The organism is Streptomyces sp. Y7, from assembly GCF_043195415.1.
GTDB lineage: Bacteria > Actinomycetota > Actinomycetes > Streptomycetales > Streptomycetaceae > Streptomyces.
Window position 1 is genome coordinate 473413 of sequence record NZ_JBIDDQ010000003.1, and the last position, 25669, is coordinate 499081.

Genomic DNA, 25669 nt, shown 5'->3' on the forward strand with positions numbered 1-25669 from the left:
ATGCCGGACGACGCCGCAGCTGCCCGGGACGCCGCCGAGGAGGAGTCGGCCTTCTCCCACCCGCCCGTCGATCCCGACGCCCTTGCCTCCTACGGTGACCACCCCGACCAGGTGATCGACTTCTACGCGCCCCGCGGCGAGACCACGCCGGGCGTCCTCGCCCCGCTGGTCGTCCTCCTGCACGGCGGGGCATGGCGTGCGCCGTACGACCGCCGGCACGTCACGCCGTTCGCGGACTTCCTGGCGCGGCGGGGGTTCGCCGTGGCGAACGTGGAGTACCGGCGGGGGGCGGAGGGAGACGCCTCGGGCGCGGGCGGTTCGGGCTCTGACGAGGTCGGTTCGGGTTCTGACGAGGTCGGTTCGGGTTCTGACGACGGCCGTTCCGGTTCGGGCGGGGGCGGTTTTGCTGTGGCCGGTCGTTGGCCGGGGACCTTCGACGATGTCGCCGCCGCGCTGGACGCGCTGCCGGCGCTCGTCCGGGAGGCGCTTCCGCAGGCCGATCCGCGCCGGATGGTGCTCACCGGGCACTCGGCCGGCGGTCACCTGGCGCTCTGGGCGGCGGCCCGTCATGTTCTCCCGGCGGACGCCCCCTGGCGCACGGACGGGCCCGTGCCCCTGCGGGGTGTGGTCGCCCTGGCCCCGATCGCCGACTTGACGGTCGCCGACAAGCTGGACGTGTGCGGGGGAGCGGCTCGCCAACTGCTGGGCGGCGCGGTGGAGTTCGCCGAGCGCCGGCCGTACGCCGACCCGGCGCTCCTGCTCCCGACCGGTATCGCGACCACGCTCGTCCAGGGCCGGACCGACATCGTGGTCCCGTCGGCGGTCGCCGAGTCGTACGCGGACGCGGCGGCGAAGGCGGGTGAGGTGGTCGGTCTGACCCTGCTGGAGGACGTCGGCCATTTCCCGCTGATCGATCCGGCGGCGGACGCGTGCGCCGTGGTGGTCGAGGAGATCGCGCAGCTGGCGTGGTGACCCCCTCATACCCGTAGTACTTGAGAGCTACGTTGCAGGTGAGTCCCCTGGCGTGACGCGGGCGACGAGTCCCGATCCGTAACTTCCCCACCAGGCAAGCCCGATGGCCGGGCGAACTGGAAGGGAAGACGACCATGGGGCGTGCGACGGGGGCCGGCGGGCCGGGGCCGGGGGAGCCGAGTCCTGCGGAGCCGCGTCGGGGGAGGCGGCTTCGAGGGAGGCGGCTTCGGGAGGAGCGGGGTTCCGGCGGGACGGGTGCGGGTGGGGCAGGTTCGGGCGGGGCAGGGGCCTGCGGGGAGAGGTCCAGCAGGGCAGGTTCGGGCGGGCAGAAGGTCAGCCGCCGGGGCCATCGATGGCGCCGGGCGCTGCTCGCCTGTGTGATCACCGGTGCCGTGGTCGTCCCGCTGTCCGGTGCCGCGCGCGCCGAGATCCCCGCGCCGGCCCCAGCCGGCCTCGCCCCGATGACGGCGGCGACGCTGGACGAGACGTACGAGGCCAACCGCGCCAACGCCGCCGAGGCGTCCCGCATGGCCGCGGAGTACGGCGACCGGGAACGCGCCGCCGCGGACCGCGAGATGGCCGACCCGTCGCGCCGTTTCCTCGCCTTCGACGGCCGTGGCTTCGGCCTCGCGACGGAAGTCTTCGGCGACCTGGCCCGCGCCGACCGCATCGCGGTCCTGGTCCCGGGCTCCGACACGTCCATCGACACCTACGACCGTTTCCGCGACACCGCCCGCTCCCTGCACGAACAGCTCACCCGCCGGGCCCCGCAGGGGACACGCACCGCGGTCGTGGCCTGGCTCGGCTACGAGACACCGGGCACGGTCAGCACCACGGTCACGACGACGGACCGAGCCGAACAGGCGGCCCCGGAACTGCGGGAGTTCATACGGCAGTTGCGTGCACTCACGGCCGACGAGGGTTCCGGGCGTGCGGGTCAGGGGGCCGGGGACGGGCGCGCGCGTGCCGTCGGGACGAAGCCGCGCATCTCCCTGGTCTGCCACTCCTACGGCTCCGTGGTCTGCGGCCGTGCCGCATCCGGCCTGGACGTGGACGACATCGCCCTGATCGGCAGCCCCGGCACCGGTGTGGACACCGCCGCGGCCCTGCACACCCGGGCCCGCGTCTGGGCGGCCCGCGGCAGTGACGACTGGGTGGCAGAGGTCCCGCACGTCAGGTTCGACGTCCTCGGCACGACCGTCGGCTTCGGTACCGACCCGATGTCCCCGTCCTTCGGCGCCCGAGTCTTCGCGGCGGGCGACGGCGGCCACAGCGACTACTTCCGGCCGGGCTCGACGTCCCTGGCGAACCTGACCCGGATCGTCCTGGGCGAGACCTCGGAGGTGACCCATGGCTGAGCCGACGCGGGCCGTACGCCGAGAGCGCCTGTGGAAAGGCATACGCCGGGGTGCCGCCCGGGTCGACGCCGCCACTCCCGGCGAACGGGACCGGGCCGTCGACGCCCTGCGGGCCTTCGCCATCCTCGGCGTGGTCCTGGGGCACTGGCTGGTCACGGCCCTGGTGACGGACGGCGACGGAGGGGGCCTGCGCACCGCGAGCCCGCTCCGCGACATGCCCTGGCTGGCCCCGATCTCCTGGGTGTTCCAGACCCTGGCCGTGTTCTTCCTGGTCGGCGGGCATGTGGCGACCCGCGGCCACGCTTCCGCCCGCGAGCGCGGTACCCCCTACACACGGTGGCTGGCGTCGCGGCTGTCGCGCCTGTTCAAACCGGTGGCGGCCGTCCTCACCCTGTGGACAGTGGCATCGGTTCTCCTGCTGCTCTCGGGCACGGAGCTGGACACGATCCACACCCTGCTGAAACTGGCGTTGTCGCCCTTGTGGTTCCTGCTGGTCTTCGCGGCACTGACGGCTGCGACACCGCTTCTGCGCCGCCTCCACCCGCTGTGGCCCCTGGCCGTCGTCCTCCACGTCGACCTCCTGCGCTTCGGCCTGGGCGCCCCCGACTGGCTCGGCTGGGTGAACCTGGCGGCGGGCTGGATGGTGCCGTTCACCGTGGGCGCGGCCTGGACCCGGGGGGAGTTGGAGCGTCGGCGGGCGGGCTGGATCCTGCTGACGGGCGGCACCGCGGCGACGGCAGCGCTGGTCGCCTGGGCGGGCTATCCGGCGTCCATGGTCGGCGTCCCCGGCGCGGGAGTCTCCAACCTCAACCCGCCGACGCTGGCCGCCGTCACCTTCGGCCTGGCCCAGTGCGGGCTGGCCCTGCTTCTGCGCGAGCCGCTGCGCCGCGCGATGCGCCGGCCGTTGGCCTGGGCGGCGGTGGCCCTGCTCAACCTCTCCGCGATGACGATCTTCCTCTGGCATCAGACCGCCCTGATGGCCACCACGGCCACATCCCTGACGATCGGTCATCTCCCGGGGCTGCACACCACCCCGGACGACCTCACCTGGGTGGCGGCCCGCCTCGCCTGGCTCCCCGTGTTCGCGGCGGTCCTGGCCCTGTGCTGGACGACCTTCCGCATCTACGAACAGGGCCCACGCCGTCCGAAGGGCCACGCATCCCGGGTGATCCGCACCCACTCTTCCCACGAAAGCCCCAAAACGAAGGCCCAGAACCATGCTTAGGGTGAACCACGTGAACGAAGAGGAGGAGTTGTCCCCGGCGAACCACGGTCAACCGCCCGACAGGGAAGGCACGAACGCACCGCAGCGGTCCCGCGGGTCCACGGACGGTGGGCGACCCCCGCGGCTCTCACCCGCACGAGCGGACAACGCGCGGCCCGCACTGTCACCCGCGCCCGCGGACATCCCGCCGCCCGCGGACATCCCGCCGCCCGCGGACGGCCCGCCGCCCCCGCAGGCGCCACCCGCACTCGCCGATGGTGGCCGGCCCCCACAAGGGCCACCCGCACCCGATGACGATGGCCGCACGGGTGGTGCGGGCAGGAACACGATCGCGGCCGAAGGCCGCGTGCCGGCCGACCCCCGCACCGGCCAACCCCTCCGCACCCACCTCCGCAAACCCTTCGGCACAACCTGGCTCCGCCGGCTGACGATCCTCCTCACCGTCTGGATCGCCCTGGGCGTCTCCCTCGCCGGCGGCAACGAACTCAGCTCCAGCTACGACCTGAGCACGGCCCACGGCCTGGTCGCCGGCTTCGCCCTCGGCGGCACGCTCGTCCTCGCGCTGTGGCGCCCCATCGAGGCATGGGCCCTCAACCTGGCGGCCGCGGTCGTCATCGCCCTCATCGCCCGCCCGCACCTCGCGGAGACCCCGACTCCCGGCCCCAACTGGCCCTGGAGCACCCCCGCGGTCCTCGCCGACGCCACGGTCCTGCTGCTCCTCGCCCTCCGCGTCCGTACCCGCACCGCCGTGGCGGCCCTCGCCGCGTCGGCCATGGCGACGTTCCTTCTCCAGGGCGTCATAGGCGGACAGCGCTACTCCGGCACCGGCATCACGGCGGTGGCCGTCTTCGCCGTGGCCGTCCTCGTCGGCACCGCCCTCCGCGGCCGCAAAGAGGCCCGCACCCAACTCGTCGAGCAGGAAACGCTCACCGCGTCCGAACGCGCCCAGCGCACCCTCCTGGAGGAGCGCAGCCGTATCGCCCGCGAACTGCACGACGTCGTCGCCCACCACATGTCGGTCATCTCCATCCAGGCCCAGGTCGCCCCCCATCTCGTCGAGAACCCGACCGACGAACTGAAGGAGAACCTGGAGGGCATCCGGCAGAACGCCCTGGACGCCCTGACCGAACTCCGCCGCGTCCTCGGAGTCCTGCGCTCGGAACACCCCGACGCCCCGGACGTGTTCGACCCGACCGGCACCGACACCGGCGCCAATGCGGCGGCCCCACACGCTCCGCAACCCACCCTCGACCGGCTGGAGGCCCTGGTCGACAACATCCGCGGTGCCGGCCTGACCGTGACCCTCGACATCACCGGGCGCCGCCGCGCGCTGCCGCCCGGCGTGGAGCTGTCGGCGTACCGGATCGTGCAGGAGGCGCTGAGCAACGTCCTGCGCCACGCCCCCGGCGCGACCGCGCGCGTCGGCGTCGCGTACGAGCCGCGGGCCGTGAGCCTGCGGGTCGTCAACTCACCGCCGCAATGGCCCGCGCCTCCGTCGCCCGGCGCGGGCCACGGTCTGCTCGGCATGCGGGAGAGGGCCTCGATGCTCGGCGGTTCCCTGTCGGCGTACCCGGCCCGGGACGGCGGCTACGTGGTCAGCGCCTACCTCCCGGCATACCCGCGCATCGAGGGCCTCGCCTACGTACCGCAGGACACCAGGCACGCCGACAACGCGAAGGCCCACACCGGGCCCACCCACACCCCCGACCCACAGCACCCCGACAAGGACGGCACCGCATGACGAGCAGCCCCATCCGCGTAGTCATCGCCGACGACCAGCAGATGGTCCGGCAGGGATTCTCCGTGCTGCTCAACACCAAGCCCGACATCGACGTGATCGGTCAGGCGGTGGACGGTCTGGACGCGGTCGCGAAGGTCGCCGAGCTCATGCCGGACGTCGTGCTGATGGACATCCGTATGCCCGAACTCGGCGGCATCGAGGCCACCCGCCGGATCACCATGGCGTCGCCGCACATCAAGGTGCTGGTGCTGACGACGTTCGACCTGGACGAGTACGTCTACGAGGCACTGCGCGCGGGCGCCTCGGGCTTCCTGCTGAAGGACGCCTCCGCCGACCAGCTGGCCGAGGCGGTCCGGGTCGTGGCGGCCGGTGACGCTCTCCTCGCGCCTGTCATCACCCGCCGGCTGATCGGCGAGTTCTGCCGCATGGACGGCAGGCCGCGCGCCCCGCTGAAGGCCCGCGTCGCCGACCTGACCGAACGCGAGACGGAGGTCCTCGCCCTGATCGCGCAGGGGCTGTCGAACGCGGAGATCGCCGAGCGTCTCGTCGTCGCCGAGCAGACGGTGAAGACCCACGTGGGCCGGATCCTGGTGAAGCTGGGGCTGAGGGACCGTACGCAGGCCGCGGTGTTCGCGTTCGAGACGGGCGTGGTGCGGCCCTCCGGGTACTGAGACAGCCCGTCCGCAGCCCCTCACACAGCCCGTCCTCCCCGTGCCCCGGGGGTGGGCGGGCTGTGTGCCTGCCCACCCCCGGGGCGCCCCGCACCTCCGGCGCAACCGGTGCGACGGGCGCGACCAGCGGTGATACCCGTAGTACCTGAGAGGGACCCGCAGGAACCCCTCTCACTGGGGACGACCGCGGCACCCCCCGGCGCCTACCGTTCTGTACGTGACCGAGACGACTCAGATGCCGACCCCGCCCCCGGGGGACGGCGCCAAGCCGCGCAGCCCGGAGTTCCGGCTGGCCGCGGACGCCATGCGCGGGCTGCGGCAGGACCTGTTCCACGACGCCTTCGCCTACCGCCCGATGTCCCGCATGCGGGTCGACGGCCCCGTGACCAGGCGACTTCCGGGCCGGCTGCGCGAGTACGCGGCCTGGACGCCGCACGCCCTGCTCACCGGGGTCGCCCTGCTGACGCTGCTCATCGCGACCGTCGACACCGGCGGCGCGGCCCTGGTGCTCGGTCCGATCGCCGTGATCCCGATCCTGCTGACCATGGTCCGGCCGGTCGGGGCGTTCTGGGCGTCCATGGCGGCCACCCCGCTCACGGTGATCTTCGGCGGGTCGATGGGCGACTGGCCGTGGTCGCCCGCGGCCTTCGTCTGCCATCTGACGGTGCTGACGGTGGTGGCCATACGCACCAGGCCGCGCACGGCGGCGTACATGTGGGCCGTCACCGGGGCGTACGGCTTCGTGGCGGAGGTGCTCTTCGGTCCGGGGCACTACTACGGCACCAACACCGGCCCGATGATGATCGTCTCGGCGCTGGTCCTGCTGGTCGTCGCCGTCTGGCACACCCGCCGGGAGGCCCGCCAGGAGGTGACCGCGCAGCAGACGGTGACCGCGCACGAGCGTTCCCGGCGCACCCTGCTGGAGGAGCGCACGAACATCGCCCGCGAGCTGCACGACGTGGTCGCCCACCACATGTCGGTCGTCGCCATCCAGGCGGAGGCCGCCCCCTACCGGGTGGAGAACCCGCCGCCGGAGCTGGAGCGGGCCTTCGCGACCATCCGGGAGAACGCGGTGGCGGCGCTGACCGAGCTGCGCCGGGTCCTGGGCGTGGTCCGCGCCGAGGACTACGAGGCGCCGGAGGCCCCGCAGCCGACCCTCGCCGACCTGGAGGTCCTGCTGGCGAACGTGCGGGACGCGGGACTGAGCGTCGAGAAGGCGATCACGGGCGCCGCGCGTGAGCTGCCGCCCGGCGTGGAGCTGTCGGCGTACCGGATCGTGCAGGAGGCCCTCAGCAACAGCCTGCGGCACGCGCCCGGCGCGCCCGCCCGGGTGGAGGTCGCCTACGTCCTCGGCGGTCTCGGCCTGCGCATAGTCAACGGCCCGCCGCCCGCGCCGGCCCTGGTGAAGCCCTCACCGGGCGCCGGGCACGGCATCACCGGGATGCGGGAGCGGGTCTCCATGCTGAACGGTGAGATGACGGCGGGCCCGTCGCAGGACGGCGGGTACGAGGTGACGGTGTTCCTGCCGGTCACCACGAGCGCGGAGGACGCCTCATGACCATCCGCGTGCTGATCGCGGACGACCAGATGATGGTGCGCGAGGGCTTCTCGGTCCTGCTCAACGCGATGCCGGACATCGAGGTCGTCGGCGAGGCCGTCAACGGGCGCCAGGCGGTGGAACGGGTCCGTGAACTCACCCCGGACGTCGTGCTGATGGACATCCGTATGCCGGAGCTCAACGGCATCGAGGCCACCCGCGAGATCGTCGCGGCGGACGGCGCCGCCAAGGTGCTGGTGCTGACCACCTTCGACCTCGACGAGTACGTGTACCAGGCGCTGCGCGCGGGAGCCTCCGGCTTCCTGCTGAAGGACGCCTCGGCGCGTCAGCTCGCCGACGGTGTGCGGGTGGTGGCGGCCGGCGAGGCGCTGCTCGCGCCCTCGATCACCAAGCGGCTGATCACGGAGTTCTCGAAGATGTCCGACTCCCCGCGCATGATGCCCTCGGCACACGCGGCGTACGGGGATCTCACCGAGCGGGAGACGGAGGTGCTGGTGCTGATCGCGCAGGGCCTGTCGAACTCGGAGATCGCCGAACGGCTCGTGGTCGCCGAGTCGACGATCAAGACGCACGTGAGCCGGATCCTGGTGAAGCTGGGGCTGCGGGACCGGACGCAGGCGGCGGTGTTCGCCTACGAGGCGCGGTTGGTCACGCCGGGCTGAGGCGGCAGGCCCTACGGTGAGGGGATGGAACAGCGCATCACTCTGATCACGCTGGGAGTCTCCGACCTCGCCCGGTCGAAGGCGTTCTACGAGGCCCTGGGCTGGCGCGGGCAGGAGGTCCAGGAGACCGTCTTCTTCCAGGCGGGCGGTCTCGGGCTGGTGCTGTGGAGCCGGGACAAGCTGGCGCGGGACTGCGGTCTTCAGCCCGGGGTGCCGAGCGGGTTCGGCGGGATCGCCCTCGCGCACAACGTCCGGTCCGAGGCGGAGGTGGACGCGCTCCTCGCGGTGGTGGAACGGGCCGGCGGGACGGTCACGAAACCCGCGGCGCTCAACGAGATCGGCTTCTACTCCAGCGCCTTCGTCGACCCCGACGGCCACGCCTGGGAGGTCGCCCACAACCCCGGGTTCCCGCTCGCCGAGGACGGCACGGTCACTCTCCCGGACTTCGGCACGGCCTAGGGCCCTGGTCAGACCGGGGTAGGCCGGGCTAACGTCCCGGCATGGCAGCCTCCGACCTCGCCTTCGACCCGTGGGACCCGGCCTTCCTCGCCGACCCCTACCCGGCCTACGCCGAACTGCGGGCCCGGGGGCGGGTGCACTATTACGAGCCCACCGACCAGTGGCTGGTCCCGCACCACGCGGACGTCTCGGCGCTGCTGCGCGAGCGCAGGCTCGGCCGGACGTACCAGCACCGGTTCACGCACGAGGACTTCGGGCGGACGGCGCCGCCGCCGGAGCACGAGCCGTTCCATGTGCTCAACGACCACGGGATGCTCGACCTGGAGCCGCCGGATCACACCAGGATCCGCCGGCTGGTGTCGAAGGCGTTCACACCGCGCACGGTGGAGCAGCTGAAGCCGTATGTGCGGCGGCTGGCGGGCGAGCTGGTGTCCGGGCTGGTGGATGCGGGTGGCGGTGATCTGCTGACGGACGTCGCGGAGCCGCTGCCGGTCGCGGTGATCGCCGAGATGCTCGGCATCCCCGAGGCGGACCGCGGGCAGTTGCGGCCGTGGTCGGCGGACATCTGCGGGATGTACGAGCTGAATCCGTCCGAGGAGACGGCGGCGAAGGCGGTCCGTGCCTCGGTCGAGTTCTCGGACTACCTCACGGAGCTGATCGCGGCCCGCCGCAAGGAGCCCGGAGACGACCTGATGTCCGGTCTGATCGAGGCCCATGACGAGGGCGACCGGCTCACCGAGCAGGAGATGATCTCCACGGCGGTCCTGCTGCTCAACGCCGGCCACGAGGCCACGGTGAACGCCACGGTCAACGGCTGGTGGGCCCTGTTCCGCAACCCCGGCGCGCTCGCCGCCCTGCGCGCCGACCACTCCCTGATCCCGTCCGCGATCGAGGAGCTGATGCGCTACGACACCCCGCTGCAGCTCTTCGAACGCTGGGTCCTGGACGACATCGAGATCGACGGCACGACGATCCCGCGCGGCGCGGAGATCGCCATGCTCTTCGGCTCCGCCAACCACGACCCCGAGGTCTTCGAGACCCCGGACCAGCTCGACCTCTCCCGCAAGGAGAACCCGCACATCTCCTTCAGCGCCGGCATCCACTACTGCATCGGCGCCCCCCTGGCCCGTATCGAACTGGCGGCGTCCATGTCGGCCCTCTTGGAGCAGGCACCGACCCTGCGCCCGACGGCGGAACCGGAGCGCAAGCCGAACTTCGTGATCCGGGGCCTGGAAGGGCTTCGGGTGGAGGTGGCCTGAGGGCCGGTATCAGTGCTCCGGCCGCTGCGACCAGGGGCAGTTCGGTCAGGTCGTCATGTCCCGTCGTCGCAGCCCGGCCAGCCCGCCGGCCGTGAGCACGGCCGCCAGTGCCAGCAGGATCAGCACCGGCCCCCACTCCATCTGCGCACCCGGCAGCTTCGGCAGGTGCCCGAACGGGGACAGGTCCAGAACCGCCTGCGGGACGTCCAGCGCGGGGCCCACCCAGCCGATCAGCAGGACCGCCCCGGCCACCGCCCACGCCGCCATCGCCGCCCGCGGGAGCAGCCCGTACAGCAGGACCGCGAGCCCGCCGATCACCCACACCGCCGGGAGCTGCACCAGGCAGGCGCCCAGGATCGGGCCGGTCTCCTTGCCGTAGCCGACGGCGAAGCCCAGGCCCGCCAACAGCATGATCAGGGCCGATCCGGCGAAGGCGATCACCAGGTGGCCGGCGGCCCAGCGCAGTCGGCCCACCGCGTTCGCCAGGATCGGTTCCGCGCGCATCGAGGTCTCCTCGCCGTGCAGCCGCAGCACCGAACCCACCACGTACAGCGCGGCGATCAGGCCGAGCATGCCGACCATCGACGCCAGGAACGCGTCCGTCAGCCCTGCCTGGCCGCCCATGCGCTCGAAGATCTCGCGGGCGTTGGCGTTGTCGCCGACCAGGTCGGCCACCCCGTCGGTCAGGCCGCCGTAGACGACCCCGGCGAGGAAGAAGCCGATGGTCCAGCCGAGCACGCTGCCGCGCTGCAGCCGCCAGGCCAGTGCGCCCGCCGTGCCGAGGCGGCCGAGCGCCGGGCCGGGACGGGCGGGCAGGAAGCTCATCCCCACGTCCCGGCGGCCGGCGAGTTCGTACGCCACCACGCCCTGCGCCAAAGCCGCCCCCGCGAACAGCAGCAGCACCCACCAGCGTTCGCTCGCGAACGGCCGCAGGTTCTCCAGCCAGCCCAGCGGCGACGCCCACGTCAGCGCCGACGAACCGTCGTCCGACGCCGAGTCGCCCGCCGCGCGCAGCACGAACGCGGCGCCCAGCAGCCCGGCCGTGAGCCCCCGCGCCAGCCGTGCGCTCTCGGTGAACTGGGCGACGATCGCCGCCAGCGTGGCGAAGACCATGCCGACCCCGGCGAGCCCCAGCCCGAACGCCAGCGCGCCCGTCGTGCCCTGGCCCGCGAGACCGGCCGTGACCAGCAGGGCCAGTACGGCGTTCGCGACGACGGCCGTCAGCAGGGCGGCCGTCAGGGAGGCCCGGCGGCCCACCATCCCGGACGCCACCAGCTCCTGCCGGCCGCTCTCCTCCTCGTCCCGGGTGTGCCGTACGACCAGGAGCATGCTCACGACGGCCGCGAGCGCACCCGCGTAGACGCCGACGCGCCAGGCCGTCAGGGCGCCGATGGAGTCGTCGAAGACGGGGCCGATCAGTGCGCGGAAGGAGGCGTTGGCCGCGGTGTCCTGCACGAGGTTCGCGCGTTCGGCCGGGGTGGCGTACAGGTTCTCCAGCGTGTTCGGCATGGAGAGGATCATCAGCGCGTTCACCGCCACCCAGACCGGGATCATCACCCGGTCGCGGCGCAGGGCGAAGCGCAGCAGGGTTGCGGTGCCGGCGAGCTGGCGCGAGCCGCCGGGGCGTACCCCGTAGGCGGTGGCGGTCATCGGGCGGCCACCTCGTCCGTGTCGGCCTGGTAGTGCCGCAGGAACAGCTCCTCCAGGGTGGGCGGCGTCGAGGTCAGGGACCGTACGCCGGACTCGCTGAGCGAGCGCAGGACGGCGTCGAGCTTGTCGGTGTCGACCTGGAGGCGTACGCGGTGGCCCTGGACGTCGAGGTCGTGGACGCCGGGCAGGTGCGCCAGCCCGTTGGGCGGGCCGGCGAGCTCGGCCGTGACGCTGGTGCGGGTCAGATGGCGCAGGTCGGCCAGCGAGCCGCTCTCGACGGTACGGCCCTTGCGGATGATGCTGACCCGGTCGCAGAGCTCCTCGACCTCGCTGAGGATGTGCGAGGACAGCAGGACGGTCCGGCCGCGGTCGCGCTCCTCCTCCACGCAGCGCTGGAAGACCTCCTCCATCAGCGGGTCCAGACCGGAGGTCGGCTCGTCGAGGATCAGCAGGTCGACGTCCGAGGCGAACGCGGCGACGAGGGCGACCTTCTGCCGGTTGCCCTTGGAGTAGGTGCGACCCTTCTTCGTCGGGTCCAGCTCGAACCGCTCGATCAGCTCGGCGCGGCGCCGGGAGTCCAGCCCGCCGCGCAGCCGGCCGTAGAGGTCGATGACCTCACCGCCGGACAGGTTCCGCCACAGCGTGACGTCCCCCGGTACGTAGGCGATCCTGCGGTGCACCTCCACCGCGTCCGTCCACGGGTCGCGGCCCAGCACCTGGGCGCCGCCGGAGTCGGCCCGCAGCAGGCCGAGCAGGACGCGGATGGTGGTCGACTTGCCGGAGCCGTTGGGGCCGAGGAAGCCGTGGACCTCGCCCGTCTCGACGTCCAGGTCGAGGCCGTCCAGGGCGTGCGTCTTGCCGAACGACTTGTGCAGTCCGGCGACGGTGATTGCCTTCGTCATGGTTCAGAACGTACGCTTCTTTCAGAAATTTGTGAAGTTAAGGAAGCGTATAAATCGCGGATAGACTCGGGGCAGCGCGCGAGCTGGGCGGACGCAGGGAGATGAGCTACGGATGATGGAACCGAGTGCGGCGGGGCGGGACCCCGAGGCGGTGTCGAAGTTCGTGGAGGCCTTCGCCGCGCAGCTCGTCGAGGCCGGGATGCAGCGGATGGCGGCGCGGGTGTTCGCCGCGCTGCTCGCGTCCGACTCCGGCACCATGAGCTCCGCCGAACTCGGCGAACAACTCCAGGTCAGCCCCGCCGCGATCTCCGGCGCGGTGCGCTATCTCGCCCAGGTCCACATGGTCTCCCGCGAGCGCGAACCGGGCTCCCGGCGCGAACGCTACCGGGTGCACAGCGACCAGTGGTACGAGGCGCTGACCAACCGCGACGCCATCCTCAGGCGCTGGGGCCAGACCCTGCGCGAGGGCGTCGACAGCCTCGGGCCGGCGACCCCCGGCGGGCAGCGCATCGCCGAGACGCTCGCGTTCTTCGAGTACCTGGAGGGCGAGATCGGCAAGCTGATGGAGCGCTGGCGCGCACACCGGGACAAGACCTTCGGCCAGGACACCCCGTAGGGCCTCAGCGGCCCGGCAGCACCAGTCGCAGAGCGCCTTCGCCCACCGTCCAGGTGCGTCTGCGCACCGGGCCGGAGACGGCCGTGTCGGCGCGGTAGCGGAAGTGCGCTCCCGAGACCGTCACCGTGCGGCCCTCCGCGCGCAGGGGGGACGCCTCCGCGCCCACCGAGACCGGTCGTACCTCCACCTCGGCCAGGCCCGCGATCCCCGGCGTCACCGACACCGCCTCCACCGGCTGGTCGAGATCCACCAGCAGCGCCCCGTCGACCTCGACGCGCAGCCGCGACGGTCCGGGGGAGCCCGTCGGGGACGGGCCCCGCGCCGGCACCAGCGTCCGTACGAGCGACTGGCACGTCCGCAGCCACGGCCGCCCGGCACCCGGTCCCACCGCGGTGGCCCCGTCCGGCGCGGCCGGGTCCCGTATCGGAGGGATCCGCAGCCCGCCCAGGACCACGCCGTCGCTGTCGTCCACGAGCAGGTCCAGACGCCGCTCCACGCCGTCCAGCACGGCCCGCGCCGCCGCGACCGCCCCCGTCGGCACCCCGAGGGATCCGGCCAGCGACAGGGCGCCCCCGACCGGCACCACCGACAGTGCGCATTCGGCCAGCTGCCGCTGCCGGTGCAGCAGGGCCACCGTGCGCAGCAGCGCCCCGTCGTCGCCGACGACCACCGGCCGGCGCGACCCGCGCCTGGCCAAGGCGCGCGCGAACTCGTCCGGGTCCTCCGGAAGGCACACTTTCGTCACCGCACCCGCGCTGAGCACGTCTTTCGCGATCCTGACGGACTCGCCGTCCGTCCTCCGGGCGATCGGATCGATCACCACCAGCAGCTGATCGGACATCGCGAAAGTCGCCACCTCGGCCATGCCTCGCTTCCTCGGGTAGCATCTTTGTGCAAGAGCCCCTTGCGCTATTGCGCCAGGGGCTTCGTCTATTCCGGGGCCATCCGGTCCGACGGTTCGCGGCCAATGACGGTCGCAGCCGGTAGTGGTGCACGCGGCGGCATACCTTACGCGTGCGCCCCTGACCTTGGACATGCCCCGCCCGGAAGGGGTGTACGCGCGTGCCCGCACTTGTGCTGCTCGGTGCTCAGTGGGGTGACGAGGGTAAAGGGAAGGCCACCGACCTGCTCGGCGGATCCGTCGACTACGTGGTCCGCTATCAGGGCGGCAACAACGCCGGCCACACGGTCGTCGTCGGCGACCAGAAGTATGCCCTTCACCTTCTCCCCTCCGGCATCCTCTCACCGGGGTGCACCCCGGTCATCGGCAACGGCGTCGTCGTCGACCCGTCGGTCCTGCTCTCCGAGCTGAGCGGTCTGAACGAGCGTGGCGTCGACACGTCCAAGCTCCTGATCAGTGGAAACGCGCACATCATCACGCCGTACAACGTGACGGTGGACAAGGTGACGGAACGCTTCCTCGGTAAGCGGAAGATCGGCACCACCGGGCGCGGCATCGGCCCGACCTACGCCGACAAGATCAACCGCGTCGGTATCCGCGTCCAGGACCTGTACGACGAGTCGATCCTGACGCAGAAGGTCGAGGCGGCCCTCGACGTCAAGAACCAGGTCCTCACCAAGCTCTACAACCGGCGCGCGATCGCCGTCGAGCAGGTCGTCGAGGAGCTGCTGGGCTACGCGGAGAAGATCGAGCCGTACGTCGCCGACACCGTCCTGGTGCTCAACCAGGCGCTGGAGGACGACAAGGTGGTCCTCTTCGAGGGCGGGCAGGGCACCCTGCTCGACATCGACCACGGCACGTACCCCTTCGTGACGTCCAGCAACCCGACCGCGGGCGGCGCCTGCACGGGTGCGGGCGTGGGCCCCACGAAGATCAGCCGGGTCATCGGCATCCTGAAGGCGTACACGACCCGTGTCGGCGCCGGCCCGTTCCCGACGGAGCTGTTCGACGAGGACGGCGAGGCGCTGCGCCGCATCGGTGGCGAGCGGGGCGTCACGACCGGCCGTGACCGTCGCTGCGGCTGGTTCGACGCGGTGATCGCCCGCTACGCGACCCGCGTCAACGGCCTCACCGACTTCTTCCTCACCAAGCTCGACGTCCTCACCGGCTGGGAGCAGATCCCGGTCTGCGTGGCGTACGAGATCGACGGCAAGCGCGTCGAGGAACTCCCGTACTCGCAGACCGACTTCCACCACGCGAAGCCGGTCTACGAGACCCTGCCGGGCTGGTCCGAGGACATCACCGGGGCGAAGTCGTTCTCCGACCTGCCGAAGAACGCCCAGAACTACGTCAAGGCGCTGGAGGAGATGTCCGGCGCCCCGATCTCCGCGATCGGCGTGGGCCCGGGTCGGGACGAGACGATCGAGATCAACTCGTTCCTGTAGGAGACGGCAGTGAGCCCCGGCGGTTGTGCCCGCCGGGGCGTCACCTCACGCGGTGTGGCCGCCCGGCGGTCGGGGTGCCGCGCACGGCGTCCCGACCGCGAGGCAGAGGTGTACGGCGGTGCTCAACCGGGCGTCGACGGCGGCGCGCTCCTCGGGATCCGGGGGATTCGTGGACGGCGTAAGGGCGTAAGGCAGCGCTGTGGTGAGCACCGCCAGGGTGGCGCTGTCGCGTTCGGCCGGTGTCTTGATGTGGCCTGTCACATGCTCGCGCAGCCAGAGCCATGCCGTCGTGTGCCAGTCGCTGACCGGACTCAGGACAGCGGTGTGTACGAGCTCCGGGGCGGTGCGGGCCGTCGTCCCGACGACGGGATGTTCCCGCAGCAGGCGCGCGGCGCGCACCACGAAGTGCGCCTGTCGGCACCGGGGCGGCACGGTGTCCGGCACCTCGCGGGCCACGAACAGCAGACGTCTCAGCTCAAGCTGTGTGGCTTCCCGGATCAGGGCGTCGCGACTCGCCCAGTTCCGGTAGAGAAAGGGCCGGTTCGTATCGGCCAGGCGCGCGATCTGCGTCATCCCGGCACGCCGCGGCCCGTACTGTGCCAGCGCTTCAAGGGTCGCCCGGTACACGGTGCCCGTGCCGGGCGGCGCCTTGACATGGGGGGATCCAGTCATGCCGACCAGCGTCGCGCATGCGGGCGGGCAACCGCCGGGCAGTCGCCTGCGAATCCCCCGGGGGTGGGGGTGTGGTCGGGAAAGATGTGACGGGTTTCGGGAAAGTGATACGTGTTTTTGGGTCAGGGGGTGGGGGGTGCGGCCGGGAGCGCGAGGAAGGCGGCCCAGGCCCCGCCGGACACGGTGAGCTTCGGGCCGTCGGGGTTCTTGGAGTCGCGTATGTGGATGGTGGGGCCGGGGTGGGGGCAGGGGGCGACTTCGACGCACTGGCCACCGCCCCCGTCGCTGTAGCTCGACTTGAACCAGCGAAGGCTTTCGGTGCCGGTCATCGTTCCTCTCCTGCCAACTGCTCGATGAAGGACAGTGATTCGTCGGGACTCAGGGCCTGCGCACGGATAGTCGCATAGCGGCGCGCGAGATGGGACACCTGCGCCGGATCGTTGACCAGGATGCCCTGGTCCTCGATCTCCATGTAGACGACGTGCTCGTGGTCCTGGGTCTCCACGACCTGCATGGCCCCGCGATCACCCGCATACGTTCCGTGCAGCCCACGGTTCAGGGGCAGCACCTGCACGAAGACGTTGTCCCTTTGGGCGTCTGCGGCCAGCGAGCGCAGTTGCCCGGCCATGACATCCCAGCTGCCGAACGGCCGCCGCAGCACACTCTCTTCGAGGATCAACTCGATGTGCGGGGCGGGGTCCCGGTCGAAGATCGCACGGCGGGCCAGCCGCGCGTCAACCAGTTCCTCGCGCCTCTGCACGGATACGGGCGGGTAGCTGCCGCCGATCAGCGCCCGTGCGTATTCCTCGGTCTGGAACAGCCCGTCAACGATCAGTGTCTGGTACGAGCACAGCGTGACCGCCCCCGCCTCCAGCTCCGAGAACCCCCGGAAACGGGCCGGGTATTTCTCCAGCAGTATCCATGTGCGGGCCTTCTCGAAGACGCCCAGCCCGCCCCCGATCTCCGCCTCCAACTTCACCAGCATCTGATCGCTGGCCGGCTGCGCGCACGTCTCCATCGCGCTCACCGCCGCTGCCGTGTATCCGAGCCGGTCGCCCAACTGTGGCTGGGTCAGCCCGTGTTGCTCCCGCAACGCCTTCGCCAGGGCGGCGACCAGATGGGCCGTACCGCCTGCCTCCGTCTTGTTCTCCGCCCGCGCCATTGCGGTCACCTCCGAACTCAACCGAACTCAACCGGTCACAACTCACGGACGCCGGTAATCAACCGTGCTCAACCGACGACGCAGAGTTATGGATCACGCTAGCTCCGTGCCCTCAGACTGGCGCCGTGAATACGCAAAGTGACCTGACCTGGGTCCCGCCGACCGGCGTGCAACTCCGCAAGGCCGGTGTCCGGTTCGACGCGATCAGGGTCGACGGCGAGGAGGGGCGGGACGTCGCCGACCGGCTCGCCCGTATGACCGGCGGTGATCCGGGGCCGATCGTCGAGACGGCGACGGGGCGCCGGGGGGTGTATTTCCTGGTGCCCGTCGGTAGTACGTCCCATCGCGCCTGGCCCGACGGAGTGACCCGTTTCGTCGCCGGCCCCGGGCATGTCTCGTACATCCCGGTGCCCGCCATCAACGGCCCGACCTGGCCCTTGAGTTGGCGCTACCGCCCCACGGCCCCCGGCCGCCTCGTCCACGCCCTGCTGCTGTGCACCGCCCTTCACTCGCAGGAGTGAAGAACGTGCACTTCCGCCTGGGAAAAGGTGGTTTCGACTTGCGATCGTCGCTCTGCGTGGCCTTAGAGTCACGCCAACAGGAATGCCCCCGCGGTGCGCCAACACCCGGGGGCTCGACACCAGGAGCACAACCTCCGGATGCGTTCTCATCGTACGACGCCTGCGCGCGTCTTTTCAGGCCTGTCGGCCGCCCTTCTCCGCGACCGGAGCATCTCCTGGTGTGCGGTGAGCGTACTGACGTACTTGCTGGCCCTTCCGAACCATGCCCGCGTCACCCTCCGTCGGCCGGCCGGGGTGTGTGGGGAGGAGCGGTCGCGGATCGTCGCCGCTCTGCGTGAGCTGGAGGAACTCCGGTATCTGCGCCGTGTGGTGCGCGAGGGTGGGGCGGCAGGTCAACACCCCGTCCGCTACGAGGTGTTCGAGGAGCCGTGCGAAGCCCCGCCACGAACGGGTGAAACCGAAAAAGTGCCGGGTCGGCGTGGGTCGTCGGGGGTGGGCACCGCCGCGGCGGCCCGCCTGCTGCTCACCTTCGGGGACTACGACCGGCGCCTCACGCTCGACGCCGCCGAGGCGCTGCGGCTCGCGCCGCTGGTGGAGGCGTGGTGGCGGCGGGGAGCGAGCAGTGCCGAGGTGCGGGCGGCGGTGACGTGGGGTGCGCCGCGGACAGTCCGGTCCGCCTTCGCCCACATCGAGGCTCGCCTGAGGGGCGGGCTCCGCCCTTCGGCGGGGACAACTTCCGGTCCTGTGGGGATCCGGTCCTGACCAGGACGCCGACCCGCTGTCGGGGTACGGGCATCCGCACCATCCGTATCGTCGAGCAGCACTGACAAGCCTGGAGGGGGACGCCGGCCGGGTGTCCCCCTGCAGCCCGCCCCGATGGAGTACTGAACGGGCGACCCCCGCGCGGCGCCCCTAGCGTGAGATCGCAGGGGGCGACCGGGAAGAAGGTGAACGTCGTGCGTGTACTGCTTCAGGCCCATCTCGACACCGAGAAGACGAACGAGATCATCCGCAGCGGCAGGATGCCCCAGGTGATGCAGGAGATCGTCGGCGCCTTCAAGCCGGAGGCCTCGTACTTCACGGCCACCGGCGGGGTCCGCACCTGGTTCGTGGTCTTCGACATGCAGGACTCCGCCCAGATGCCGCCCCTCACCGAGCCGCTCTTCGAGCATTTCGGCGCCGAGGTCGACTACACGCCGGTGATGAACGCCGACGACCTCCAGAAGGGCCTGTCCCAGATCAGGCAGGTCAGCTGAAGACGATCATCGAGCCCTGTGCCAGGCTCCGGGTCGCCGCCGCGTGCAGACCCAGCCAGACATGCCGTTCACGGGCGAAGGGGCTCGGGTCGTAGGGCGCGGGGACGGCCGGCTCCTCCAACTCCGTGGGAGCGAGCGGCGCCTGGGGTGCCGTCGGCGGATTGGCCGGATCGATGCCGATCACCGGGGCCACGAACTCCAGCTCGCGCAGGAGCGCCTGGGAGGAGCCCAGAGGGCCGCCGCCCGCGAGGAGTTCGTCGTTGGAGAGCGGGCCCGCGAAGTCGACGGGGACGTAGGCGCCCGCGTGGTCGTAGTGCCAGACCAGGTGCGACTGCTTGGCCGTCGACTCGAACATCTCCAGGAGCTGTTCGTAGTCCCCGCCCAGGTCGTCGACCGGCGTCACCGCGAGCCCGCAGACCTGGAGCAGATAGGCGCGGCGCAGGAAGTGCAGCGCGTCGTAGTCGAACCCGGCGACCGGTGCGACGTCGCCGGACAGGCCCGGCATGTACTGGTACACCGGCACCGGCGGCAGCCCGGCCTCGGCGAGCACCTTGTTGTATTGCGCGAGTTCCTCGGCGAACGGGTTGTCGGGCGTGTGGCACAACACGTCGACGAGCGGTACCAGCCACAGGTCACAGGCCAAAAGAGGGCTCCCTCGCATACACGGCGTATCACGGTGGTCAGGGCAGGGTAATCGGTGTGGCGCGAGGACGGGTCCCCTCGTGCAGGTCCCATACCCATACTCCGCCGACCCACTTACCGGACCCGCCCACCAGCTTCGCCACGGTCGCCCGCAGGGCCCAGTCGTTCGGCTGCGGGGCCAGCACCAGTACGCCCGCCCTCCAGTACGCCAGGTCCACCCGCGTCTGCTCCCGCCAGGAGTCGTTGACGGGCGGGATCTCGCCCGTGTTGCGGACGTCGCGCAGCAGGTTGGAGGTGAAGCGGGGCTCGGCACCGTAGATGCCGGCGCGTTCGTCGCCGTAGGGGCCGTTGAAGTAGCCGCCCGGCAGCCTGAAGCCGAGGCCGGCCTCGGTCTGCCAGTGCAGCGCCTCCGCGTCGGAGGGGTCGGGCAGCGGCACCGGCACGAGCGACTCGCCCTCGCGGACGTACGACGTCCAGGTCCCGTCCGCGATGAACGCCGGCACCTCGGCACGGTCGACGGCTCTGAGCGGGGCCGGGATCAGGGGGAGCAGGGCGAGCGCGACGCCGAGCAGGCCGGCGTACCGGGTGACCGGTGGCCGTACCGCGAGCAGCCCGTCCACGGCCACGGCGAGCAGCATGCCCAGCGCGGGCGCGCAGATCATCGCCACCCGGCTCTCGATGACCGCCTCGAAGAGCGGCTTGTCGGCGAGGAGTTCCCAGGGGCCGGGGAGGACGACGCCGGTGAGGGGGATGCGGAACTCCCGGCCCAGGGACAGGAAGGCCCCGGCCACCGCCGTGCACGCCAGCGCTGCGACCAGGGGCCGCTTCCACAGCCGTACGGTGATCACGAGGGCGAGCAGGACCAGCGGCCAGCCGTAGAAGGCGTTCTGTTCGGTGGTGTTGAAGGCGAGGGCCTTCGCGGTGCCGGCGTCGCCCGCCAGCCACGAGCGCTCGGCGAAGGAGAGCAGGGCGAGCGGGCTGTTGAAGGAACGGGGGTTGTGCTCGATGTCCGTGTAGCTCCGCGGCCCGGCGAACTGCCAGACGAGGGGGTGGACGACGAGGGGGAGGCAGACGGCGGCGCCGATCAGGACGCCCCGCAGCAGCGGCCGCCAGGCGTCGCGTGCCGCGTCCGGGCGCAGGACGGCGTAGGCGGCGGCGAACAGCAGCATGCCCAGCGCCGCGAGGAGCAGCGGCTCCTCGCCGAGGAAGACCTGGTAGGCCGCCATCAGGCCGAGGACCACCCCGTCCCGTACGACCCGGGTGCCGGCGCACAGACGCAGGGCGCGGTCGATGATCAGCGGGATCATGAACAGCACCACGAAGTTGGGGTGCGCGTGGGCGTGACTGATCATCGGCGGGGCGAAGGCGGCCAGCGAGGCCCCCAGGAAGGCCGCGATCCGGCTGCGGACCAGGTACTTGACGAAAAGCCAGTACCAGGTGGCCGCGGTGGCGGCGAGGCCCAGCGTCATGACCAGGCTGAGGGTGACCGCGGGACCGGCGGCCAGGGTGAGGGGTGCCAGGGGGACGGACAGGCCCAGCATGACCGTGTTGGCCATCAGGTTCACGCCGTCGGGGAAGCCCTGGAGGTCGGTGAAGAGGGGGTTGCGCAGGTGGGCGACGTTGTCGGCCGTGACCGCGAAGAACCACTCCCACTGGTTCTGGTCGCGCAGGGAGTCGGGGAGATAGCGCTGCTCCGGCGCGAAGAAACGGCCGGAGTACAGCGCCACCGACATCAGCAGGAAGAGGAAGGGCGCGAGGACGTCGGCGGGGCGCAGGGAGCGGGCGGCTATGCGGGCGATCTCGGTCAGGGTGCGGGCGTAGTCCAGGGGGGCGATCTTCGAGCCGGGCCGGTGCGACCAGCGGACGGGGACCTCGGCGACGGACAGGCCGGCGCGGCGCAGATGCCGCAGCACCTCGACGTCTATGCCCCAGCCGTTGACGCGTGAGGCGGCGTACGCCTCGCGGGCGCGGTCGCCGTCGAAGAGCTTGAAGCCGCACTGGGTGTCATGGACGCCGGGCAGCGCGGTACGGCGTACGAGCACGTTGCCGGCGCGGCCGAGCAGTTCGCGCAGCCGGTGCTGCCGGGCGCCGATCGTCGCGCCGGGAACCGCACGGGACCCGATGGCCGCGCAGCCGCCCTCGCCGAGCGCCTTGTCGAGGTGCTCCAACTCCTCGATCGGTGTGGCGAGATCGGCGTCGGTGACCAGCACCCGGCGCCCGCGCGTGACGGCGACACCGAGGCGCAGCGCGTGCCCCTTGCCGCGGTTGCGGTCCCCGGTGACCAGCCGGAGCCGGTCGTCCTCGCGGGCGGTGACCAGCTCGCCGGTCCCGTCGGTGGAACCGTCGTCCGCGACGACGATCTCCCAGGAGCCCCGCCGCGGTTCGTCGGCGGCGAGGTAGTCGGTGAGGGCGTCGAGGGTGGGGGCGAGGCGGTGCCGCTCGTTGTAGGCGGGGATGACGACGGAGAGGTCGAGGACCTCGGTCCCACGGGAAGCCTCGCCGGGCTCAGGTGTCTCAGGTCGGGCGGGCGGTGCCGTCGGCTCCCGCTCGTGGCTCACTCGGCTGCCAGGCGTTCGATCAGGGCGACCGACTCCGCGTCGTGGGCGGCGATGATCTGCCGGGCGGTGGGCAGGTCGCGCTGCATCAGGGCGTCGACCAGGTCGGTGTGCCGGGCCCACAGATGGCCGCGCAGGTCGGGCAGACGGCGCAGGTGCTGGACCGCGCAGACCCACGACTGCACGCGCAGCCGGTGCAGGAAGTCGGCGAGGTAGGGGTTGCCGAAGAGGGCGCCGAGTTCGCGCCAGAAGCGCAGGTCGTAGCCGATGAGGACGGTGAGGTCGCCGGCCGTGGCCGCGCGCTCGGCCTCCTCGGCGCGGCGGCGCACCCCGACGACGGCGGCGAGGACGCGCGGGTCGTCGGGGTCGCGGTGGCTCGTGCGGTCGGTGGCCAGGACCTGGAACATGCCGTTGGTGACCAGGCTGCGGGCCTCGACGATGCCCCGGTAGTCCGCCACGGAGTACTCGTGGACGCGGAAGCCGCGGTGCTGGTCGGCCTCCAGCAGGCCCTGTGCGGAGAGGTCGACGAGTGCCTCGCGCACGGGGGTCGCGGAGACGCCGTACTGCTCGGCGATCTCCTTGACGGTGAACTCGCGGCCCGCCTGGAGGCGCCCGGCCAGTACCTCGTCCCGGAGCGCGTCCGCGATCTGCTGGCGCAGGGTACTTCGCGTCACGGAGCCGTTGCCGCCGGTGCCGGGCATGGTCGGGGCGTCTCCCGTCGTCGCGATGAGGTGGCGTGCACGTATATGTCTACGAGCACGCCACCTTACGCGTTCGGGTCGGAGGGCACGTTTCTGCGACGGCCGACTTTTCCGGCCCCCGCCGCCCCTGCCCGTCCCGCTCGCTATGCCGTGTATTCGTCCGCCACCGCGAGCGCGCTGTCCAGCGCGGCCAGGCCCTCCTTCAGCTCCGCCTCGCTGACGTTGCACGGCGGCACGACGTGCGTGCGGTTCATGTTCATGAACGGCCACAGCCCCGCGGCCTTCGCGGCGGAGCCGAACGCGGCCATCGGGCCGTTCGCCGCACCGGCCGCGTTGTAGGGCACCAGCGGCTCCCGGGTCTCCCGGTTCCGCACCAGTTCGAGCGCCCAGAACATGCCCACGCCCCGCACCTCACCGACGGACGGATGCCGCTCGGCGAGCTCCCGCAGGGCCGGCCCGACCACCTCGGCACCCAGCCGCGCGGCGTTCTCGACGACGCCCTCCTCGGCCATGACCTGGATCGTCGCGACGGCGGCGGCGCAGGCCAGCGGATGGCCGGAGTACGTCAGACCGCCGGGGTAGGGCCGCTTGGCGAACGTCTCCGCGATCGCCCCGGAGATGGCGACGCCGCCCAGCGGGACGTACCCGGAGTTCACGCCCTTGGCGAAGGTCATCAGGTCCGGCGTCACGTCGAAGAGGTCCGCGGCGAACCACTCACCGGTGCGTCCGAACCCGGCCATGACCTCGTCGAGGACGAAGACGATCCCGTACTTGTCGCAGATCTCCCGGACCCCGGCGAGGTAGCCGGCCGGGGGCACCATGATCCCGGCCGTCCCCGGGATCGTCTCCAGGACGATCGCGGCGACGGTCGCCGGGCCCTCGAAGGCGATCGTCGTCTCCAGGTGCTCCAGCGCCCGGGCGCACTCCTGCTCCTCGGTCTCGGCGTAGAAGCGGGAGCGGTAGAGGAAGGGCGCCCAGAAGTGCACGACACCGGCCGCGGCACTGTCGGAGGCCCAGCGGCGCGGGTCGCCGGTGATGTTCACGGCCTGCTGGGTGCCGCCGTGGTAGGAGCGGTACGCCGAGAGCACCTTGGGGCGCCCGGTGTGCAGCCGGGCCATCCGTACCGCGTGCTCCACGGCGTCGGCGCCGCCGTTGGTGAAGAAGATCTTGTCGAGGTCGCCCGGCGTCCGCTCGGCGATCAGCCGCGCCGACTCCGAGCGCGCCTCGATCGCGAACGCCGGCGCGAAGGTCGTCATCCGCGCGGCCTGCTCCTGGATCGCGGCGACGACCTTGGGGTGCTGGTAGCCGATGTTGGTGTAGACGAGCCCGCTGGTGAAGTCGAGGTACCGCTTGCCGTCGTAGTCCCAGAAGTACGACCCCTCCGCACCGGCGACGGCGAGCGGGTCGATGAGCTCCTGTGCGGACCAGGAGTGGAACACATGCGCACGGTCCGCGGCCTTCACGGCGGCGCCGACCTCGGGATCTGGCTGAGGGGTCATGCGCCCGAGGGTAGGGAGCGGCGACCCGGAGGGGATATCGGCGTCCTGTCTGCGGTCGGCGGGTTTCCGCGACAGGTTGTCGACGCGGCCTCGTCCGAGCGTTGACAGCAGGCTGTCGAGATGTCAGGATGCTGTCATCTTCGAAAGTGCCGAAGCTTCAGGGGGAAGCCATGAACAGCAAGCCCGTGCACCTCGCCGTCTACGACACCCTCGCCGACTGGGAGACGGGGCACGCCACCGCCCACCTCGCCCGGGCCGGCCACGACATCCGCACCGTCGGCCCGTCCACGCGGCCGGTGCGCAGCATCGGCGGACTGCGCGTCCAGCCCGACCTCGCCCTCGACGACGTACGGCCCGAGGACAGCTCGCTGCTGATCCTTCCGGGCGCCGACCTGTGGGACGCCGGCGACGACCTGGCGCCCTTCGCGCGCAAGGCCCGTGAGTTCCTCGACGCCGGTGTGCCCGTCGCCGCGATCTGCGGTGCCACCGCTGGCCTGGCCCGCGAGGGACTCCTGGACGACCGCGCCCACACCAGCGCCATCTCCTTCTACCTCGCGGCCACCGGCTACGGCGGCGGCGAGCGGTACGTCGACGCCGACGCCGTCACCGACGGCGGGCTGATCACCGCAGGGCCGACCGAGCCGGTCGCCTTCGCCCGGGAGATCCTCCGTCTGCTCGGCGTGTACGAGGGCGAGGTGCTCGACGCCTGGTACCGGCTGTTCCACGACTCCGACGCGGAGGCGTACGCCGTGCTGGAGAAGGCGGGGGCGGAGTGAGCGGGGAGCGACAGGACCTGCTCAGCCGCAGCGCGCTCGGTGTCTTCCGGCTCAACGGCCAGTTCCTCGGGGTCGCCGAGGAACTGGCCCGGCCCTCCGGTCTGACGGCGGCCTGGTGGCAGGTGCTGGGCGCGGTGCTCGGCGAACCCCTGCCCGTCTCCGGGATCGCCCGCGTCATGGGCATCACCCGGCAGAGCGTGCAGCGCATCGCCGATCTGCTGGTGGACAAGGGGCTCGCGGAGTACCGGCCGAACCCGGCCCACCGCCGCGCCAAGCTCCTCGCGCCGACGGACGAGGGACGGGCGGCGATCTCCCGGATCGACCCCGGCCACGCGGCCTTCGCGGAGCGGCTGGCGCAGGCCATGGGGGAGGCGGAACTCGCCGATGCCGTAAGGGTTCTGGAACGGTTGTCGAAAGTGCTCGACCAGATCGCCGTTCCTGTTACGGAACCGTAGGCACCGCCCCG

General features: G+C 71.8%; 26 protein-coding genes. 16 read left to right on the forward strand and 10 right to left on the reverse strand.

Translation table 11 applies throughout. The features are described from left to right. The 9 genes from ACGFW6_RS13270 to ACGFW6_RS13310 all read left to right on the forward strand — a co-directional run bounded on the left by ACGFW6_RS13270 (position 1) and on the right by ACGFW6_RS13310 (position 9905). The gene (locus tag ACGFW6_RS13270) at positions 1-972 is read left to right on the forward strand and encodes an alpha/beta hydrolase (RefSeq protein WP_393507724.1); all 972 of its coding nucleotides are present in this window, start codon (positions 1-3) and stop codon (positions 970-972) included. Positions 973-1349: 377 nt separating this feature from the next. Beyond that, a complete protein-coding gene (locus ACGFW6_RS13275; protein WP_393507726.1) occupies positions 1350-2330 on the forward strand; it encodes an alpha/beta hydrolase in 981 nt (326 codons plus the stop codon). Next, complete coding sequence (locus ACGFW6_RS13280) at positions 2323-3555, forward strand: acyltransferase (protein ID WP_393507728.1); 1233 nt, start codon at positions 2323-2325, stop codon at positions 3553-3555. The genes ACGFW6_RS13275 and ACGFW6_RS13280 overlap by 8 nt, the downstream gene beginning before the upstream one ends. Positions 3556-3901: 346 nt before the next feature. Next, positions 3902-5296 carry a sensor histidine kinase gene (locus tag ACGFW6_RS13285; protein ID WP_393507730.1) on the forward strand — a complete coding sequence of 465 codons (1395 nt, stop codon included), beginning with the start codon at positions 3902-3904 and terminating at the stop codon, positions 5294-5296. Further along, entirely contained in the window at positions 5293-5967 is a 675-nt protein-coding gene (locus ACGFW6_RS13290) for a response regulator (RefSeq protein ID WP_393507732.1), read from the forward strand. The genes ACGFW6_RS13285 and ACGFW6_RS13290 overlap by 4 nt, the downstream gene beginning before the upstream one ends. Positions 5968-6184: 217 nt before the next feature. After that, positions 6185-7525, forward strand: a complete 1341-nt coding sequence (locus ACGFW6_RS13295; protein WP_393507734.1) for a sensor histidine kinase — start codon at positions 6185-6187, stop codon at positions 7523-7525. Continuing rightward, positions 7522-8187, forward strand: a complete 666-nt coding sequence (locus tag ACGFW6_RS13300; protein WP_393507736.1) for a response regulator — start codon at positions 7522-7524, stop codon at positions 8185-8187. Before ACGFW6_RS13295 ends, ACGFW6_RS13300 begins: the two co-directional genes overlap by 4 nt. A gap of 24 nt (positions 8188-8211) precedes the next feature. Continuing rightward, positions 8212-8646, forward strand: a complete 435-nt coding sequence (locus ACGFW6_RS13305; RefSeq protein WP_393507737.1) for a VOC family protein — start codon at positions 8212-8214, stop codon at positions 8644-8646. 41 nt (positions 8647-8687) lie between these two features. Next, positions 8688-9905 (forward strand): cytochrome P450, encoded by a 1218-nt coding sequence (locus tag ACGFW6_RS13310; RefSeq protein WP_393507739.1) that lies wholly within the window; start codon positions 8688-8690, stop codon positions 9903-9905. Between the two features lie 45 nt (positions 9906-9950). On the opposite strand, the gene ACGFW6_RS13315 is transcribed toward ACGFW6_RS13310, so the two are convergent. Both ACGFW6_RS13315 and ACGFW6_RS13320 read right to left on the reverse strand, forming a co-directional pair. After that, positions 9951-11555, reverse strand: a complete 1605-nt coding sequence (locus ACGFW6_RS13315; protein ID WP_393507741.1) for an ABC transporter permease — start codon at positions 11553-11555, stop codon at positions 9951-9953. Next, positions 11552-12457, reverse strand: a complete 906-nt coding sequence (locus ACGFW6_RS13320) for an ATP-binding cassette domain-containing protein (RefSeq protein ID WP_393507743.1) — start codon at positions 12455-12457, stop codon at positions 11552-11554. The genes ACGFW6_RS13315 and ACGFW6_RS13320 overlap by 4 nt, the downstream gene beginning before the upstream one ends. Before the next feature lie 112 nt (positions 12458-12569). Here ACGFW6_RS13320 and ACGFW6_RS13325 point away from each other — a divergent pair, with 112 nt between their 5' ends. After that, entirely contained in the window at positions 12570-13073 is a 504-nt protein-coding gene (locus ACGFW6_RS13325) for a GbsR/MarR family transcriptional regulator (RefSeq protein ID WP_393507745.1), read from the forward strand. Positions 13074-13077: 4 nt separating this feature from the next. Here ACGFW6_RS13325 and ACGFW6_RS13330 read toward each other — a convergent pair whose 3' ends face one another. After that, positions 13078-13938, reverse strand: coding sequence for a diacylglycerol kinase family protein (locus tag ACGFW6_RS13330; RefSeq protein ID WP_393507747.1), 861 nt, complete (start codon positions 13936-13938; stop codon positions 13078-13080). Between the two features lie 197 nt (positions 13939-14135). On the opposite strand from ACGFW6_RS13330, the gene ACGFW6_RS13335 reads away from it, so the two are divergent. Continuing rightward, positions 14136-15419, forward strand: coding sequence for an adenylosuccinate synthase (locus ACGFW6_RS13335; protein WP_393507749.1), 1284 nt, complete (start codon positions 14136-14138; stop codon positions 15417-15419). A gap of 45 nt (positions 15420-15464) precedes the next feature. On the opposite strand, the gene ACGFW6_RS13340 is transcribed toward ACGFW6_RS13335, so the two are convergent. From ACGFW6_RS13340 to ACGFW6_RS13350, 3 genes are all read right to left on the reverse strand, one after another. Further along, positions 15465-16091: a TetR/AcrR family transcriptional regulator gene (locus ACGFW6_RS13340; RefSeq protein ID WP_393507751.1), complete on the reverse strand. Its 627-nt coding sequence runs from the start codon at positions 16089-16091 to the stop codon at positions 15465-15467. Between the two features lie 122 nt (positions 16092-16213). Continuing rightward, on the reverse strand, positions 16214-16420 hold the full coding sequence (locus ACGFW6_RS13345) for a DUF397 domain-containing protein (RefSeq protein WP_393507753.1): 207 nt from the start codon (positions 16418-16420) through the stop codon (positions 16214-16216). Then, entirely contained in the window at positions 16417-17262 is an 846-nt protein-coding gene (locus ACGFW6_RS13350) for a Scr1 family TA system antitoxin-like transcriptional regulator (protein WP_393507754.1), read from the reverse strand. The genes ACGFW6_RS13345 and ACGFW6_RS13350 overlap by 4 nt, the downstream gene beginning before the upstream one ends. A 116-nt stretch (positions 17263-17378) precedes the next feature. On the opposite strand from ACGFW6_RS13350, the gene ACGFW6_RS13355 reads away from it, so the two are divergent. From ACGFW6_RS13355 to ACGFW6_RS13365, 3 genes are all read left to right on the forward strand, one after another. Continuing rightward, positions 17379-17774, forward strand: coding sequence for a hypothetical protein (locus ACGFW6_RS13355; protein WP_393507756.1), 396 nt, complete (start codon positions 17379-17381; stop codon positions 17772-17774). Positions 17775-17999: 225 nt separating this feature from the next. Further along, entirely contained in the window at positions 18000-18536 is a 537-nt protein-coding gene (locus ACGFW6_RS13360; RefSeq protein WP_393507758.1) for a hypothetical protein, read from the forward strand. Positions 18537-18730: 194 nt separating this feature from the next. Then, positions 18731-19030: a hypothetical protein gene (locus ACGFW6_RS13365; protein WP_393507760.1), complete on the forward strand. Its 300-nt coding sequence runs from the start codon at positions 18731-18733 to the stop codon at positions 19028-19030. Here ACGFW6_RS13365 and ACGFW6_RS13370 read toward each other — a convergent pair. The 4 genes from ACGFW6_RS13370 to ACGFW6_RS13385 all read right to left on the reverse strand — a co-directional run bounded on the left by ACGFW6_RS13370 (position 19023) and on the right by ACGFW6_RS13385 (position 24427). Next, positions 19023-19673, reverse strand: coding sequence for a hypothetical protein (locus tag ACGFW6_RS13370; protein ID WP_393507762.1), 651 nt, complete (start codon positions 19671-19673; stop codon positions 19023-19025). The genes ACGFW6_RS13365 and ACGFW6_RS13370 overlap by 8 nt on opposite strands. Positions 19674-19710: 37 nt before the next feature. Then, on the reverse strand, positions 19711-22230 hold the full coding sequence (locus ACGFW6_RS13375; protein ID WP_393507763.1) for a dolichyl-phosphate beta-glucosyltransferase: 2520 nt from the start codon (positions 22228-22230) through the stop codon (positions 19711-19713). Beyond that, the gene (locus tag ACGFW6_RS13380; RefSeq protein WP_393507764.1) at positions 22227-22928 is read right to left on the reverse strand and encodes a GntR family transcriptional regulator; all 702 of its coding nucleotides are present in this window, start codon (positions 22926-22928) and stop codon (positions 22227-22229) included. Before ACGFW6_RS13380 ends, ACGFW6_RS13375 begins: the two co-directional genes overlap by 4 nt. 143 nt (positions 22929-23071) lie before the next feature. Next, positions 23072-24427, reverse strand: a complete 1356-nt coding sequence (locus tag ACGFW6_RS13385; RefSeq protein WP_393507766.1) for an aspartate aminotransferase family protein — start codon at positions 24425-24427, stop codon at positions 23072-23074. Between the two features lie 170 nt (positions 24428-24597). Between ACGFW6_RS13385 and ACGFW6_RS13390 the strand changes: the two genes are divergently transcribed. Both ACGFW6_RS13390 and ACGFW6_RS13395 read left to right on the forward strand, forming a co-directional pair. Then, positions 24598-25203, forward strand: coding sequence for a type 1 glutamine amidotransferase family protein (locus tag ACGFW6_RS13390; RefSeq protein WP_393507768.1), 606 nt, complete (start codon positions 24598-24600; stop codon positions 25201-25203). Further along, a complete protein-coding gene (locus tag ACGFW6_RS13395) occupies positions 25200-25658 on the forward strand; it encodes a MarR family winged helix-turn-helix transcriptional regulator (protein ID WP_393507770.1) in 459 nt (152 codons plus the stop codon). The genes ACGFW6_RS13390 and ACGFW6_RS13395 overlap by 4 nt, the downstream gene beginning before the upstream one ends. Positions 25659-25669: the final 11 nt, after the last annotated feature.

What these genes read in the sequence shown, in the direction of transcription:
- ACGFW6_RS13270 (WP_393507724.1), top strand. Translation starts at nt 1, where the DNA reads ATGCCGGACGACGCCGCAGCTGCCCGGGACGCCGCCGAGGAGGAGTCG.
- ACGFW6_RS13320 (WP_393507743.1), bottom strand. Translation starts at nt 12,457, where the DNA reads ATGACGAAGGCAATCACCGTCGCCGGACTGCACAAGTCGTTCGGCAAG.
- ACGFW6_RS13340 (WP_393507751.1), bottom strand. Translation starts at nt 16,091, where the DNA reads ATGACTGGATCCCCCCATGTCAAGGCGCCGCCCGGCACGGGCACCGTG.
- ACGFW6_RS13290 (WP_393507732.1), top strand. Translation starts at nt 5,293, where the DNA reads ATGACGAGCAGCCCCATCCGCGTAGTCATCGCCGACGACCAGCAGATG.
- ACGFW6_RS13345 (WP_393507753.1), bottom strand. Translation starts at nt 16,420, where the DNA reads ATGACCGGCACCGAAAGCCTTCGCTGGTTCAAGTCGAGCTACAGCGAC.
- ACGFW6_RS13330 (WP_393507747.1), bottom strand. Translation starts at nt 13,938, where the DNA reads ATGGCCGAGGTGGCGACTTTCGCGATGTCCGATCAGCTGCTGGTGGTG.
- ACGFW6_RS13300 (WP_393507736.1), top strand. Translation starts at nt 7,522, where the DNA reads ATGACCATCCGCGTGCTGATCGCGGACGACCAGATGATGGTGCGCGAG.
- ACGFW6_RS13390 (WP_393507768.1), top strand. Translation starts at nt 24,598, where the DNA reads ATGAACAGCAAGCCCGTGCACCTCGCCGTCTACGACACCCTCGCCGAC.
- ACGFW6_RS13305 (WP_393507737.1), top strand. Translation starts at nt 8,212, where the DNA reads ATGGAACAGCGCATCACTCTGATCACGCTGGGAGTCTCCGACCTCGCC.
- ACGFW6_RS13280 (WP_393507728.1), top strand. Translation starts at nt 2,323, where the DNA reads ATGGCTGAGCCGACGCGGGCCGTACGCCGAGAGCGCCTGTGGAAAGGC.
- ACGFW6_RS13380 (WP_393507764.1), bottom strand. Translation starts at nt 22,928, where the DNA reads ATGCCCGGCACCGGCGGCAACGGCTCCGTGACGCGAAGTACCCTGCGC.
- ACGFW6_RS13325 (WP_393507745.1), top strand. Translation starts at nt 12,570, where the DNA reads ATGATGGAACCGAGTGCGGCGGGGCGGGACCCCGAGGCGGTGTCGAAG.
- ACGFW6_RS13315 (WP_393507741.1), bottom strand. Translation starts at nt 11,555, where the DNA reads ATGACCGCCACCGCCTACGGGGTACGCCCCGGCGGCTCGCGCCAGCTC.
- ACGFW6_RS13385 (WP_393507766.1), bottom strand. Translation starts at nt 24,427, where the DNA reads ATGACCCCTCAGCCAGATCCCGAGGTCGGCGCCGCCGTGAAGGCCGCG.
- ACGFW6_RS13310 (WP_393507739.1), top strand. Translation starts at nt 8,688, where the DNA reads ATGGCAGCCTCCGACCTCGCCTTCGACCCGTGGGACCCGGCCTTCCTC.